The sequence below is a fragment of the Vibrio cionasavignyae genome (assembly GCF_050337155.1).
Classification (GTDB): Bacteria; Pseudomonadota; Gammaproteobacteria; order Enterobacterales; family Vibrionaceae; genus Vibrio; species Vibrio nomapromontoriensis.
Genome location: NZ_JAKJSR010000013.1, coordinates 123,949 through 139,458 on the forward strand (window position 1 = coordinate 123,949; position 15,510 = coordinate 139,458).

The 15,510-nt window shown below is 45.3% G+C and carries 14 protein-coding genes; 2 read left to right on the forward strand and 12 right to left on the reverse strand.

The genetic code is table 11. The features are described from left to right. Positions 1–14: 14 nt before the first annotated feature. Positions 15–227: a transcription antiterminator/RNA stability regulator CspE gene (gene cspE, locus L4D74_RS10175; RefSeq protein ID WP_250619120.1), complete on the reverse strand. Its 213-nt coding sequence runs from the start codon at positions 225–227 to the stop codon at positions 15–17. A gap of 406 nt (positions 228–633) precedes the next feature. After that, positions 634–870: a hypothetical protein gene (locus tag L4D74_RS10180; protein ID WP_428752029.1), complete on the reverse strand. Its 237-nt coding sequence runs from the start codon at positions 868–870 to the stop codon at positions 634–636. Positions 871–957: 87 nt separating this feature from the next. On the opposite strand from L4D74_RS10180, the gene L4D74_RS10185 reads away from it, so the two are divergent. Continuing rightward, a complete protein-coding gene (locus L4D74_RS10185) occupies positions 958–1,386 on the forward strand; it encodes a hypothetical protein (protein WP_428752030.1) in 429 nt (142 codons plus the stop codon). Between the two features lie 337 nt (positions 1,387–1,723). Here the strand turns inward: L4D74_RS10185 and glmS are convergent, their stop codons facing one another. The 10 genes from glmS to L4D74_RS10235 form a co-directional block, all read right to left on the reverse strand. Next, a complete protein-coding gene (gene glmS, locus L4D74_RS10190; protein WP_428752031.1) occupies positions 1,724–3,556 on the reverse strand; it encodes a glutamine--fructose-6-phosphate transaminase (isomerizing) in 1,833 nt (610 codons plus the stop codon). A gap of 72 nt (positions 3,557–3,628) precedes the next feature. After that, a complete protein-coding gene (locus L4D74_RS10195; protein ID WP_265674298.1) occupies positions 3,629–4,396 on the reverse strand; it encodes a DeoR/GlpR family DNA-binding transcription regulator in 768 nt (255 codons plus the stop codon). 334 nt (positions 4,397–4,730) lie between these two features. After that, entirely contained in the window at positions 4,731–6,005 is a 1,275-nt protein-coding gene (gene gabT, locus L4D74_RS10200) for a 4-aminobutyrate--2-oxoglutarate transaminase (RefSeq protein ID WP_428752032.1), read from the reverse strand. Positions 6,006–6,018: 13 nt separating this feature from the next. Beyond that, complete coding sequence (locus L4D74_RS10205; RefSeq protein ID WP_428752033.1) at positions 6,019–7,446, reverse strand: NAD-dependent succinate-semialdehyde dehydrogenase; 1,428 nt, start codon at positions 7,444–7,446, stop codon at positions 6,019–6,021. 62 nt (positions 7,447–7,508) lie between these two features. Beyond that, entirely contained in the window at positions 7,509–8,591 is a 1,083-nt protein-coding gene (gene aguA, locus L4D74_RS10210) for an agmatine deiminase (protein WP_428752034.1), read from the reverse strand. A gap of 10 nt (positions 8,592–8,601) precedes the next feature. Next, positions 8,602–9,468, reverse strand: a complete 867-nt coding sequence (gene aguB / locus L4D74_RS10215) for an N-carbamoylputrescine amidase (protein WP_428752035.1) — start codon at positions 9,466–9,468, stop codon at positions 8,602–8,604. Positions 9,469–9,619: 151 nt separating this feature from the next. Beyond that, positions 9,620–10,897, reverse strand: coding sequence for an NAD(P)/FAD-dependent oxidoreductase (locus L4D74_RS10220; protein ID WP_428752036.1), 1,278 nt, complete (start codon positions 10,895–10,897; stop codon positions 9,620–9,622). 76 nt (positions 10,898–10,973) lie between these two features. Further along, the gene (locus L4D74_RS10225) at positions 10,974–12,458 is read right to left on the reverse strand and encodes an aldehyde dehydrogenase (protein ID WP_428752037.1); all 1,485 of its coding nucleotides are present in this window, start codon (positions 12,456–12,458) and stop codon (positions 10,974–10,976) included. A gap of 26 nt (positions 12,459–12,484) precedes the next feature. Beyond that, positions 12,485–13,042, reverse strand: coding sequence for an HTH-type transcriptional regulator PuuR (gene puuR / locus L4D74_RS10230; RefSeq protein WP_428752038.1), 558 nt, complete (start codon positions 13,040–13,042; stop codon positions 12,485–12,487). 15 nt (positions 13,043–13,057) lie between these two features. Next, complete coding sequence (locus L4D74_RS10235; protein ID WP_428752039.1) at positions 13,058–13,804, reverse strand: gamma-glutamyl-gamma-aminobutyrate hydrolase family protein; 747 nt, start codon at positions 13,802–13,804, stop codon at positions 13,058–13,060. Positions 13,805–14,149: 345 nt separating this feature from the next. Here L4D74_RS10235 and L4D74_RS10240 point away from each other — a divergent pair, with 345 nt between their 5' ends. Then, positions 14,150–15,493 carry a glutamine synthetase family protein gene (locus tag L4D74_RS10240; protein ID WP_428752040.1) on the forward strand — a complete coding sequence of 448 codons (1,344 nt, stop codon included), beginning with the start codon at positions 14,150–14,152 and terminating at the stop codon, positions 15,491–15,493. Positions 15,494–15,510: the final 17 nt, after the last annotated feature.

A 15,510-nucleotide genomic window follows, 5' to 3' on the forward strand; every position in this document is an offset into this window, starting at 1 on the left:
CGGTAACGTCGAAATTAGATAGCTACAACGTTAGCAGCTTGAAGACCTTTTTGGCCTTGCTCAACTTCGAAAGATACTTTTTGGCCTTCAGCAAGAGTTTTGAAACCCTCAGAAGCGATAGCACGGAAGTGTACGAATACGTCTGCGCCGCCGTTGTCTTGAGTTAGGAAACCAAAACCTTTCTCTTCGTTAAACCATTTTACGATACCAGTTGTTTTAGTAGACATAATGTGTCCCTTATAAGTTAAATTCATTAGAAAAATATCGCGATTTCGCGATGCGCTGAAAGCTTGAATTATTGAATGTGACGATGAAGCTAAGGGAACCGCTGAGGATAACAACTATTACGAAGAATTCTGAGGATTGCTTTACTTGATGTATCATTAATAACTCTGAACAACAGAGCGAGGTGGATAATACTAGAGTTCCGGAGGTTGTCAAGCGGTTTTATGACAAGATATTCAATAAATATTTTTCGATGCCTCTCTCTTTTACAATTGACCGCTAACAGTGAGAAAAAAGGCGTTGCACTATTAAAGCTGGCATGTGCGACGCCCTGCCAACTCCTTCTATAAATCAGTCTCGCGTAAAGTATTGTCGTCATACCTATGTCCATGCGCTACGTCTACGTAACTATGCAAAGAGACCAATTGATAGCCATGAATATAACCTTACCGAGCCACCGCCCAATGAGACGCCACCGCCATTGCCATCGGTATATGGGTCTGTTGAATCCATCCAAGCGGTGTTCAACACCGTTACGTCAAATAGCTCGCTCATCACTTCTGAACCCGAAACAGCAACCGAGTACAAAAGGACAGACACCTTAAAATACTTCTGGTTTCTGTCCTTTGGTTTGCTCCCATACATACTCTTACACCTTTCCATAAGAGCTAGATGCTAAACTCACATGTCGTATATAAAAACAACACTTTTAATAATAGCGATAACAATCTTATGAATTTCAAAGTCCTCTTAATAGCGTTGGGTCTAACCAGTACAGTGCTGTTTTCATCGCTCGCGACAGCTAAACCATCTTGCAGTATTGACGCTTTTCAACCTGTCGATATTACGCCTAGTATTCAAGAAAGCTTGGTAGAAAAACAAAACGGGCAAGTCGTATTGACTCAACAAGCGACGATGCGCTGCGCAAACATTACATTCTCCACCGCCTATACTCGCAATCGAGTCGCTCATACCATGGCTCAATCCTTTGAAGCCACTTACTTTGATGGCAAACACGCAACGTCTCGCTCTGTCACTTTCAACGAAGACGAGCTACGAGCCGGCTATATCAAAATTGGTCCACACCAACCCCGCAGCGCTTACGTCTGTTTTACTAAATCAGAAACACCTATAAACACCATTACATGTGACATTGACTAATCACTTTTTCGATCCACTACGAAAATTGAACATAACAAACCATACCCCGAAATCTATCTGGTCATCTAGCGACAGCAGAGATAACGATACGCTAGGAAAAACAATACCGCGACAGACCAAACTCTACCGTTTTAACTAGAAATAATCGCGGTTTTGATTCCAACCACCGTTGAGGTCCCCTGAGTGGAATAACACCATATAGACTATGGTATCGCCGGAACATAGGGAGCTTTCACAATAAAAAAGCGGCGCTGATTATATCTGTGCCGCTTTTATGATATTGCTCTTGGTACGTGAGTATGCTTCTTTAACAACTACGCGCCTAAACGCAACATACTTACTCAACTGTCACCGCTTTCGCAAGGTTACGCGGTTGGTCAACGTCTGTGCCTTTAATCAGCGCGACATGGTAAGACAACAACTGCATCGGTATGGTGTAGTAGATTGGTGCAATGATATCGTCTACTCGCGGCATTTTGATGATTTTCATGTTTTCATCGCCTTCAAAGCCTGCGTTCTCGTCTGCGAATACATATAACAAACCACCACGAGCACGTACTTCTTCAATATTGGATTTTAGCTTTTCTAACAGATCATTGGTTGGCGCGACGACAACGACTGGCATGTCTGCGTCAATCAGTGCCAAAGGACCGTGTTTTAGTTCACCTGCTGCATAAGCTTCCGCGTGAATGTATGAGATCTCTTTAAGCTTCAACGACGCCTCCATCGCGATAGGTGAAAACTCACCACGACCAAGGAACAAAGTATGGTGTTTATCAGCAAAATCAGGTGCTAGAGCTTCGATTTCTTGATCAAAAGCCAAAGCTTTTTCGATATTCGCAGGCAATTGATGTAACGATTTTACAATTTCAGTTTCACGCTCTGCTGTCATACGCCCTTGTAAACGGCCTATAGATACCACCATCATCAGGAGTGCAGCGAGTTGAGTTGTAAAAGCTTTGGTTGAAGCCACACCAATTTCGGTCCCAGCTCGCGTCATAAAGGCGAAATCTGACTCACGAACCAAAGATGAACCTGCGACATTACAAATAGTCATCGCCGCCATATAGCCTTTTTCTTTTGCAAGACGCAGCGCTGCTAGTGTGTCCGCGGTTTCACCCGATTGAGATAGCGTAACTAAGAGGCTATTTGGGCGAACGACGAAATCTCGGTAGCGAAATTCAGAGGCTATCTCCACATCGCAGCTCACGCCTGCTAACGATTCAAACCAATAACGAGCAACCATCCCTGCGTTATAAGATGTCCCACAAGCAATAATTTGTACGTGGTCAACTTTATTTAAAATTTCAACAGCATTAACACCAATACTTTCTGGCACTACCGCAGTGTCGGTAATACGACCTTCCATTGTATTGAGCAGAGCTCGGGGCTGTTCAAAGATCTCTTTTTGCATGAAATGACGGTATTGACCTTTATCACCGGCATCATGCTCGGTATTCGACTCCGCTATTTCACGCTCTACTGGGTTACCAGCAGCATCAATTACGTTCACTTCTCGGCGAGTAATCTCAGCCACGTCACCTTCTTCAAGATACATGAAACGACGAGTCACACTCAGTAGCGCAAGTTGGTCAGAAGCCAAGAAGTTTTCACCGACACCAAAGCCGATAACAATTGGGCTACCTGAACGCGCAGCGACAATGCGGCTTGGATCTTTACGATCGACAACCACGGTACCGTATGCACCATCCAGCTGAGCAGCGGTTTTTTGCAAAGCTTCAACTAAAGTTTCGGACGTACGGCGTTCCCACTCAACAAGGTGAGCGATAACTTCAGTATCCGTTTGAGAGTGAAAGACATAACCACGCTCTTTCAGCACGCTACGTAGCTCTTCATGGTTCTCGATAATACCATTATGCACAACGGCAATATCACCAGAGACGTGTGGATGCGCATTTGCTTCTGAAGGTTCACCATGTGTTGCCCAACGCGTATGAGCGATACCTGTACCGCCAATCACATGTTGTGTATTTACCGCATCGGCAAGCTCTTGTACTTTACCTAATCGACGAACTCGCGTCAGTTCTGCGCTTTCGTTGACCACAGCAACACCCGCTGAGTCATAGCCGCGATACTCAAGGCGACGAAGACCTTCAACCAAAATTTCAGCGACATCACGTTGCGCTACCGCACCTACGATTCCACACATAACATTTCTCCATTTATTATCTTTTCCTCCTATGAACGCAAGCAAGTCATTATCTAGGAGGAGAAATTTGAATTAGGCGCAGATTACCTTGACGCCGTTTGATTCTATTTGTTGTTTTTGTTGAAGTGATAAGCCGCTATCTGTCACCAAGACATCTATGGCATCCCAAGCAAGTTCCAAGTTCGGTATCTTTCGGCCAATTTTTTCAGACTCAATCATAACAATGACTTCACGAGCGACTTCTGCCATCACGTTACTTAACCCTGTAAGCTCATTGAATGTCGTCGTACCTCGAGTAAGATCAACGCCATCTGCTCCAATAAACAATTGGTCAAAGTCATACGATCGTAGTACCGATTCAGCTACTTTGCCTTGAAATGAATCAGAGTGGCTGTCCCAAGTTCCCCCGGTCATCAATAGTGTCGATTCGTTTTCTAGTTCATTAACAGCATTCGCTAAGGCGAGCGAATTAGTCATAATGACCAAACCTTTTTTACTTCCTAAACAGGAAACCAGTGCGCCGGTCGTACTGCCGCAATCAATGACAATGCGGTTGTGATCTCGAATCAAGTCAACGGCAGCTTTAGCGATGCCTTCTTTATCCGCGATATCTTCAATAGAGTGATTCAGAACTTCATCAACCGCTTCTTGTGGCAGCGCCACGGCACCGCCATACCGTCTTAAGAGCTGGCCATTATTCTCTAAAGAAGTCAGATCCTTTCGAATCGTCACTTCTGAGGTATCAAATAGCGCAGACAGCTCTTCTACACTGACTTGTCCTTTCTCTTTCACCAGCTGTGCAATTGAATGACGCCTTACTTGGGTATTTCGCTTTCGCATTAGTTTCACTTCAAAACTTATTAACTAAGCAAATTATTTCACAACGGAAGATAATAGGCAAATTAGTACGCGGTAAATTTCACACATACGCCTAAATGTCTCATTTTTATTACATGACTGGCTATTTTTCTCAATTACGAAACGAAACATGTAAAGTTCATACCTTCCGATATAATAAGGGAGCGCTAATAGCGTTAAAGAAAATTGACGGTACTTAATCGCTACAATAAAAAAGCCCCCTCGGGCTCGAATCGAGGGGGCTCGCTTTACCACGGTATGCTCATTTAGTCTCAAAATGACACACCGCTTATTGGAACTCAGGTTAAATGGTGAATTATTTCGCCACTTCTTGGATGATGGCTTCAAGTCTATCTAGACCATCCGCTAATACCTCAGGTTCAATCGTTAACGGTGGCAGCAAACGAATCACATTCGCTTTCACCCCACAAGATAACAAGATCAATCCATTCTCTTGCGCCTTACTGATCACGGCCTTGGTAATATCTTGACCAGGAAGCCCGGTCGAGGGATCGGTAAACTCAATCGCCATCATCGCGCCGATAGTACGAACCTCACCAATTGCTGGCACGGTTTCTTTCAGCTTATTAATACGCGCATTCACTATCTCACCAATGCCCTGCGCTTTCGCGCAAAGCTGCTCTTCTTCAACAATCTTAAGCACTTCTAATCCAGCAACACAGCCAAGCGGGGAGCCTGCATAAGTCCCACCTAGACCACCGGGCAATGCCGAGTCCATGATATGCGCTTTACCCACGACTGCTGAAATTGGGAAACCACCAGCAATGCCTTTCGCCATTGTCATCATATCTGGTTCAATACCTAAGTATTCTGTTGCGAACATTTTACCAGTACGTGCAAAACCGGTCTGAATTTCGTCGGCAATGAGCATGATACCGTGGTCATCACACAATTGACGTAATGCCTGAGCAAACTCTGCAGGCGCTTGATAGAAGCCACCTTCGCCCTGTACTGGTTCAAAAATGATGGCCGCTACTCGGCTTGGTTCAATATCGCAAGCAAAGAGATCGTGTATCGCTTGCAAGCTCTGCTCGGTTGAAATGCCATGATAGGCATTTGGGTACGGAGCATGGAAAATTTCATTCGGAAACGGTCCAAAACCCGCTTTGTAAGGCGCAACTTTACCGGTTAATCCCATCGTCATATTGGTGCGACCGTGGAACCCGCCTTTAAAAGCAATGACACCACTACGGCCCGTATGTGCGCGCGCCACTTTTACTGCGTTTTCTACCGCTTCAGCACCCGTTGTTAGGAAAATGGCTTTCTTCGGTGTATCACCAGGCGCGATATCAGTGAGCTTTTCCGCTAGCTCGACAAACGATTCGTAAGGCGTAACCATGGCACAAGTATGTGAAAAGTTATCAATCTGCGCTTTCACCGCTTCTGAAATACGCTTATTGGAATGGCCCGTATTGGTCACGGCAATACCCGCCGCAAAGTCGATGTATTTATTGCCGTCGACATCCCAAACAAAGGCATTGTCAGCTTTCTCAACGTAAAGGGGATAGAGCGCGCCCATACCCTGAGCAATTACTTGGCTTCTTCTTTGGTGTAGTTGTTGGTTTTTCATTGTTAATTCCTTCTTAATTGCCACCAAAACATAGGTATTTAACGTCCATATATTCGTCTATCCCTTGTTTTGCGCCTTCACGTCCAATACCCGATTGTTTCACGCCACCAAATGGCGCAACTTCTGTTGATATAATGCCTTCATTGATGCCTACCATGCCGTACTCTAGAGCTTCTGCTACCTTCCAAACACGGTGGATATTTTGGCTATAGAAATACGATGCTAAGCCGTAAATCGTATCGTTAGCCATTTCAATCAATTCTTCGTCAGTTTCAAAACGTACCACTGGCGCGACAGGGCCGAAGATTTCTTCTTGAATGATGTCCATATTGTGCGTGACATCTTTCAAAATAACAGGCTGCATAAAGAGCCCATCCATCGCCTTAATTTCTGTTGTCGGTGTTGCGCCTTGCTCAATTGCACGGTCAATCAGAGCTTGAATGCCTTGCTTCGCTGATTCGTTAATAACCGGACCAATATTGACCCCTTCATCTAAACCATTGCCGATTTTGAGCTGTTGAACGGCGGCATCAAATTTAGTCACAAACTCATCGTATACTGCGTCGTGTACGTAAAATCGGTTAGCACACACACACGTCTGTCCTGCGTTTCTAAATTTTGATGCCATTGCGCCTTGAACCGCAGCATCGATATCCGCATCCTCAAAAACGATAAACGGGGCGTTGCCACCTAGCTCCATAGAGGTGCGTTTGATGTCTTTGGCGCTTTGCGCCATCAATACGCTGCCCACTTGAGTAGAACCAGTAAATGACAATTTTCGAATCAGAGGGTGGGATGTGAAAATCGCACCTATCTTGCGAGAACTTTCACCTAGAACGACCTGCAGCACATCACGAGGAATACCCGCTTGATAAGCCAACTCAACAACGGCGAATGCCGACAACGGCGTCGAATCTGACGGCTTAACAATAAAACTACAGCCTGCGGCGAGTGCCGGACCCGCTTTACGGGTGATCATCGCAATAGGAAAATTCCAAGGCGTAATTGCACAAGCCACGCCGATAGGTTGCTTAATCGTGACTAAGCGCTTATCCGCTGTAGGCCCTGGAATAGATTCGCCGTACGTACGTTTCGCTTCCTCAGCAAACCATTCAATAAAACTGGCACCATAAAGCACTTCACCCGCCGCTTCCGCTAATGGCTTACCTTGTTCTAACGTCATGATACGCGCTAAATCATCTTTATTTTCAAGGAGCAATTGATACCAACGATTAAGCATGCCAGCGCGAGTTTTAGCTGGCAGTTTTGCCCACTCTTTTTGGGCAATATGAGCACGTTCAATGCTGTCCATTAATGCCGCTTCATTCGATACTGGCGCTTGACCTACCTGCTCCCCTGTTGCTGGGTTAGTTACGGTGACCGTCTGCTCAGCCGCAGAAGTCATAAAAGAGAGTAAGCTTTTATTCTGTATTTGCTGCATGGTAATTTACCTTCTTTTCGTCTTCCTTGGGCTCTACGCGCATTCGGAAAACACCTAAATTATTAAGCAGGGATCTGCTGTGTTATACAATGGATATTGCCACCACCCAGTAGTACTTCTCTGGTTGGGATACCCACGATGTCGAAATCGGGTAGTGCTTGTTCTAATATTTCTATTGCCACGCGATCGAATTGTTCATCAAGCAATGGAAGAAACACGTGGTCATTGACCATGAGAAAGTTCGCATACGAGGCACTTAATCGTTCGCCTTCTTGACGCACCATTCCGTCACTGGATTCAATCCCATCCGCTTCTTCTTGTGTGTAATACAAGGGGCCCGGCACAGGGATCTTGATGATCTCAATAGTTCGCCCTTTCGCATCTTGTTGGCTAGCTAGCGCGGTATAAGCTTCACGAGAAAGTTTAAATTGTGGATCAAATGGGTCGTCTGTCCAACTCAGTACCACCTTCGCCGGTCCAATAACATGAATCAGGTTATCAACATGACCGTCGGTTTCATCGTTATAAAGACCTTTCGGTAACCAAACAATTTTCTCAGCACCCAAATACTCACACAAGTTGTGCTCGATTTCCGCACGCTCTAGCTGTGGGTTACGACCGGGGCTAAGCAAGCACTCTTCCGTGGTATAGAGTGTGCCTTCTCCATCAGTATGAATGGATCCCCCCTCTAACACGATCGGCGCTCGATAATGATCCATACCCGCAACGTCACACACCGACTCTGCCACTTGATCATCTGCACGCCAATCATCATAAAGGCCGTTAAACTCGCCCCCCCACGCGTTGAACTTCCAACTCACGCCACGGCGCTCACCCAGAGCATTCACAACAACCGTTGGTCCAATATCACGCATCCAAGAGTCGTTATAATCCATTTCCACTAGCTTAATTGAGCTATGCAGTAAAGCGCGGGCACGTTCATAATGTCCAGATGCCACAGCCACTGTCACCTGTACCACATCTGCAATCGCGTTCGCGACATTGGCAAATGTTTGCTGAGCAGGAATGGCATCATTACGCCAATTGTCTTTTCGCTCTGGCCACGCTAACCACACTTCTCTCACTGGCTCAAATTCTGCTGGAAAAGAAAACCCGTCTTGTTTTGGTGTTGTTGTGAGTCTCATAGTGACCTCGCTATATCGCCATGCTCATCACGTCTTGATATAAATCAGGACGACGATCGCGGAACAAGCCCCATGCATGACGAGCTTTTGTGGTCGCCTGCAGATCGATTTCCGCATACACGATAGTCTCGCCTTCTCGTGGCGCTTCGGCCAGTTTTCCACCCGTATGATCAGTAATAAACGATGATCCATAAAAGGTGGTCTCAATGCCGTCGTCCACTTCCACGCCAACACGGTTGGCCGCAACGACGGGTACCAAGTTAGCCGCAGAGTGACCTTGCATCGTACGCTGCCAGTGATCACGAGAATCAAGCGTTAAATCTTGTGGTTCAGAACCAATCGCCGTTGGGTAGAAAATCGCTTCTGCACCATTTAGTGCAAGGCTACGCGCCAATTCAGGAAACCATTGATCCCAACAAATACCCGCGCCAAACGTACCAAATTTGGTTTTCCAAACTTTAAAACCAGTATCACCCGGGCTGAAGTAGTATTTTTCGCTATAACCTGGACCATCTGGGATGTGTGATTTGCGATAGTTTTCCAAGATCGTGCCATCAGCATCAATCATGACAAGTGAGTTAAAAAACGTATTACCTGCCTTCTCAAAATAGCTCACCGGAATCACAACGTTTAACTCTTTTGCCAGTTCACTCATGGTATGAATCAAAGGGCTGGTATCAAACTCTTCCGCGAGTTCAAAGTATTTGGATTCTTGCTTCTTACAAAAGTAAGGGGCAGCGAACAGCTCTTGGGGGACAACCACATTAGCGCCGTTTGCCGCCGCTTCGCGGATAGCGCTTTTGATTTTGGTCATATTGGCTTCAAGGTCCCACGTTTTGGACAATTGAAGCGCGGCGAATTTAACTACTCTACTCATGAGATCTTCCTTTATCTTATCGTTGATTTTGGCTGATGAGCGCCCGTCATAGCAGGCGCTTCTTTTTTCTTGTTTCACGTTATTGAACGGTGATTATGGTTTTGTCATCATTCGTCGTTCATAATGTTGGACTAATTTCGTTATTGGGTAATTAAATGGCTAATTTGTCTCGTAAGTTGTAGTACGCCGCACCCATTGCCGTCATTGGAATGGCAAAGTGACGGCCACCAGGGAAAGCGATATGAGTCAGTTGTGCGAATGCATCAAAACGCTCAGCATGACCCGCCAAGGCTTCGGCCAATAGCTTACCCGCTAGGTGCGTACACGTAACACCGTGACCACTGTATCCTTGCAAGTAATAGATATTGTCAGCGAAAGCGCCAAATTGAGGCATACGCGAATACGTCAGTAGGAAATTACCCGTCCACTTATAATCAATACCAATCCCTTTCAATTGTGGAAAAATCTTCTCCATTTTAGGGCGCAGTAGTGATTCAATATTTTCAGGGTCACGAGCGCCATACACCACGCCACCACCAAACAGCAGACGTTTGTCAGCACTTAAGCGGAAATAATCCAATAGATAATTACAATCTTCCACACAGTAATCTGATGGTAAAACCTGTTGTAACTGTGCTTCTGTCAACGGCTCCGTCGCCACAACCTGAGTGCCACAAGGGATAGCTTTGTTACTAATATTTGGCGCCAAGCCACCTAAATAAGCATTGCCTGCTAACACCATGTACTTGGCTTTCACGCTACCGTGCTCAGTATGGGCAACTGGGTTAGCGCCTTTCTCTATTCTTGTTACCCCTGACTGTTCGAAAATTCGACCACCCAAAGCCGTTACTGCCGCGGCTTCACCTAGAGCAAGTTTAAGTGGGTGGATGTGACCACCACTCATATCAAGTAGCGCACCTTTGTAGGCTTTTGTGCCAACCGCCGTCTCTACTTCACCTGCATCTAACAAACTTAATTGGTCGTTGCCATAGCGTTCCCAGTGCTTTTTATGTTCTTCTAAACCTTTCATTTGTTTAGAGTTTAAAGCGGTAAACATGCCACCTTGTTTAAAGTCGCAATCAATATTGTGCTTATCGATTAAGCCACGAATAATGCTGCCGCCTTCAAAAATCATGTCGCAAAGTGCTTTCGCTTGTTTTTCACTATAGCGACTTTCAATCACATCAACGTCGCGGCTGTAGCTATTAACGATTTGTCCACCGTTACGACCCGATGCGCCAAAACCCACTTTTGCGTTTTCTAAAATAACAACCTTAAAGCCTTTTTCTGCTAAATGTAGCGCCGACGACAAACCTGAAAATCCAGCACCAACGACACACACGTCGCACTCGATATTGTCACGCAGTTGTGGGTACTCACTTACATTTAAGATTGAGTCCGCGTAGTATGAATCTGTATGTTTATTCATTATTCAATTCCTTGTTGTTGCCACGGCTTGTTCTATCCCTATAGGGCTAAGCATGACGGTACTAAGCGCTACTGGCCTAAGGTTGGAGACGTATCCACGTCGTTTTGGTTTCAGTAAACTTTTCAATGGCGTGGATCGATTTATCTCGTCCGTTTCCGCTCATTTTAAAGCCACCGAATGGGACGGTCATATCGCCCTCGTTGTAGTTGTTCACCCATACAGAACCAGCTTCTAGCTGCTTAGCCACGCGGTGAACTCGATTTAGGTTGTCACTCCAAAGTGCGGCACCCAGTCCGTATTTAGAGTCATTGGCAATTTGAATGGCTTCTTGCTCGGTTTTGAATGAAATCACACACAGCACAGGACCAAATATTTCTTCTTGTGCCACGCGCATTTTGTTATCCACTTGATCAATGATGATGGGCTCAACAAAAGCACCGACACCTGCCACATCACCACCACAGCGGACTACTGCTCCTTCGTCTTGAGCCAGTTGTACATAACCTAGCACTTTTTCTTTATGCTCACGGTCAATCAATGCCCCCATGGATGAGGCGGGATCCATAGGATCTTTTGGCATAAAACGCTGTGCTGCCGACATCACTTTATCAATAAAAATATCTTTAATGCTTTCATGAACTAACAACCGAGTGGCAGCAACACACACTTCGCCTTGGTTATAGAAACATCCTGCCGCCGTTTCTGCCGCCGCTTTATCAAGGTCTTGATAATCTTCAAATACAATATTGGCGTTTTTGCCGCCCGCTTCTGCCCACACTCGCTTGAGGTTGGTTTCACCAGAGCTGATCATCAAATGTCCTGCAACACGAGTCGAGCCAGTAAATGCAATACAATCAACATCATCATGTCTTGCTAGCGCTTCACCGGCTTCATGACCAAACCCTGTGACGACTTGGAATACGCCGCTTGGGATCCCTGCTTCGTTGGCCAATTTCCCAAGGAAAATTGCACTCAGCGAAGACTTCTCGGAAGGCTTAAGAATGACACTGTTGCCTGCTGCTAATGCCGGACCTAGTTTCCAGCTTCCGAGCCAAAGCGGGAAGTTCCAAGGGACTACCGCCGCCACAACGCCAATAGCTTGATGGGAAACAAACGCATGGACATTTTTTTCAGTCGGAGCGACCTCTCCATACACTTTATCAATCGCTTCTGCGTACCAACGAATGGACTGGGCAGACCCTGGAATATCAGTCGACACACTGTGCGATATCGGCTTACCCGTATCCAGTGTCTCTAACATGGCTAGTTCTTCTGTATTGGCATCAATGAGCGCGGCAAATCTCATTAGCACCGCTTTACGATGTGAAGGCGCACTCTGGCTCCATTCACCTTCGATAAACGCTTGCCTCGCGTACTTAACCGCAAGATCCACATCGCCAGATTGACAGCGAGGAATAGTCGCTATGATTTCATCTGTCGCTGGATTGACGACCTCTAGCGTTTCACCTTGTATTGCATCACGATACTCTCCATTTAAGAAAGCTCGCTGCTCTATCGCTAATGCGTCTTTAAATTCAATCCATTGCTCTTGCGTTTTCATACGCGCTCCTTGCTTACCTCAAGGCGCTAGAATGCTTTAGGCGTGTGGGCACTAATCATTCTGCATGCCTTATCGGAGTGGTTAGTAAATTTGTGAGGAATCGTGGTGTCAATAACATAAGACTCACCCGCTTTAATCAGATAAGTTTCGCCATCGTATTCCAGCTCAACTTCACCGTCTAAAACGGTGCCGACTTCCTCACCTTCATGTTTAATATTGGCCGACCCTGTTGTGCTATGCGGTGCATATTCTTCAATCAGGAATCCAATTTCTTGTTTATTACTGCCATTGCTGACTAGTTTCATTGAAACTAACTTGCTGCCAATTTCAATTAACTCATCATTCTTCACCAGCACTTTTACTTTTTTGTCACTCTGCTGCTCTAAGGTAAAAAACTCGGAGAGTGACAATGAAAATTCGTTCACTATTTTTTGCAACGAACTCACCGATGGACTGACCTTACCATTCTCGATCGAGGAAATTGCGCTGTGTGTAATGCCCGCCTTTTCCGCCAACTCTCGTTGTGACCATCCACGCTCTTTTCTTAATTGCGCAATATTTTTACCAATTTGCTGGTTGTCCATTATTCAGTCCTTAAATCAATCTGAAGCGGACATAATAAATTCTTTAAATAAAATTTGTGAGAAATGATTGGTTTTTGCTTGCCATTCTGGGTGCCACTGCACGCCAACAAAGTATTTTTGCCCAGGTAAACTGAATGCTTCAACTAAACCATCTGGTGCTTTGGCCTCAACTCGTAGTGCACTTGCCAGCGTTTTCACTCCTTGGTTGTGCAATGTGTTCACTTCAAATGATGACGTGTCTTGCCATTGTTCTTGCTGTAACCATTTTGAAATAACGCCACCAGCCTCAACCATAACGGGATGAGCAGGTGCATATTTTTCGTCAAATTCCTCAACGGGGTTTTCACGGTGATCGTTGTAGCCAGATTCATGCACAGCAGGATCAAGCGAGCCTCCCAGCGCCACATTCATTTCTTGGAAACCACGACAGATCCCTAAACACGGTATGTTTTTATCAATAGCTTGACGTATTAACGTAATCGCTAGTTCATCTCTGTCTTCATCTTTTTTCGCTTCTTCATGTGTGCCGTTATAGCGGTGAGGCGCAACATTAGAGTGACTGCCAGGAAACACCAACCCATCGCAAACACTGAGCACTCGATCAAGTTCAGAGGCTTCAATCGAAGAAGGAAGAATAAGAGGTGTTCCTCCAAAGTCTCTGATTGCCTGAAGATAAAACTCATTCAGTGCTTGTATCTGGTAACCGGCCAGCGACTTTCTACAACTTACGAGTCCGATCATTGGTTTTCTTATTTCAGACATTGTCACATCCACGTTCGATTTATTTAACAAAAACACTACAAGCGACGTACAAAATTATCAACACCCGTGTTCGAAATAGATGCCAAAATGTGATTGCCGTCCCTATTTTGGTTAAAAAAAACACTAATTTCGTTCGAAATATTGAGCAAAAGGCGATCAACTGTTACAAATTAGTTAACAAACAAACAAGCACCAAACAAATAAGACCTAACAAATACCAATAAAAATCAAATAGTTAATGTGTAATTTGGCTATTAACCATATTATTAACGTGGTTTTTGTAGTGAAATTGTTAAATCAAGCCTAAGTGTCACTGATTACACCGGGCTATCAGGAGTAGTAAAGATGGAAGCATATCTACAGGAAGTTAAAAATTTTCGCCAAAAGTGGCCTGAAATTGAATACGTTGACCTTATATTTACCGACCTAAACGGAACCCCAAGAGGTAAGCGAATTCCAGTTAATGCACTGGAGAAACTCGCGAAAGGCGTTGCGCTCCCCCTTTCAACCATCACGCTGGATACAAAAGGCGCCGTGGTTGAATCTGCTGGTTTGGGCGAAGACCTTGGTGAACCGGACAATCTATGCTTTCCTGTCCTAGGTAGCCTATTACCCACTGCAAAAGAGCAAACCGGACAAATATTACTCAGTATGATGGAAGATGACGGCAAAACACCCCATCACCTTTTCATCCGCAATATTATCGATCGCATGCTTAATCAACTTCACAGCAACAATCAATTTCCTGTCGTGGCACTTGAGCTTGAATTTTACTTAATAGACAAAGTGCGTGGTGAAAACGGTGAATTGCAAACCGCTATTAACCCAACCAAAAATCGTCGCGAACGCGATACTGAAGTGTACGACGTTGATGGGCTTGATGATTATGCTGATTTCCTTGCGGATTTAAACAACGCCGCTGCGCAACAAGGATTGAATACCGCAGGAGCACTGTCTGAATCGGCTCCGGGTCAATTTGAAATTAACTTCAATCACTCCCAAGATGTACTACGTGTTTGCGATGAAATCATCTTTTCAAAACGACTTATAAAACAAGTTGCTCATAAGCACGGCTTTGATGCCACGTTCATGGCGAAACCATTCCTAGAAGAAGCGGGCAATGGACAACATATGCACATCAGTCTGGTTGACGATAAAGGCAATAACCTGTTTTCTCTGCCAGACGACACTGCAAGTCCACTTTTTTATCAAACCCTTACCGCAATGCTGTCCCATATTTCTGACTCGATGGCACTGCTGTGTCCTAACGTCAACTCATACCGTCGCTTTGTTCCAGGAGCCTATGTTCCAACCAAAGCCGATTGGGGTGAAAACCACCGAGGCGTTGCACTTCGTATTCCAATCAGTGACGGAAAAAACCGTCGCATAGAGCACCGCATTGCCGGCGCCGACGTAAACCCTTACATCCTCGCTGCCGTTGTGCTCTCTGCAGTACTTGCGAGTAATAACTATAACCAAGATCAATGTCCTCCTGCTCTGAGCGATACCGCTATCGACTTGCCTACGCGCATGTCCGATGCCCTAACTCAACTCGAAAACAGTGAATTAGGTGAGTATTTCTCTAAGGACTTCATCGATCTCTACCTTGCTTGCAAACAAAGTGAACTCATCGAATTTGAGCGCATCATCACGCCGCTAGAAATCGACTGGATGTTACACTCGGCATAACAGAAGGAATTTGTTTC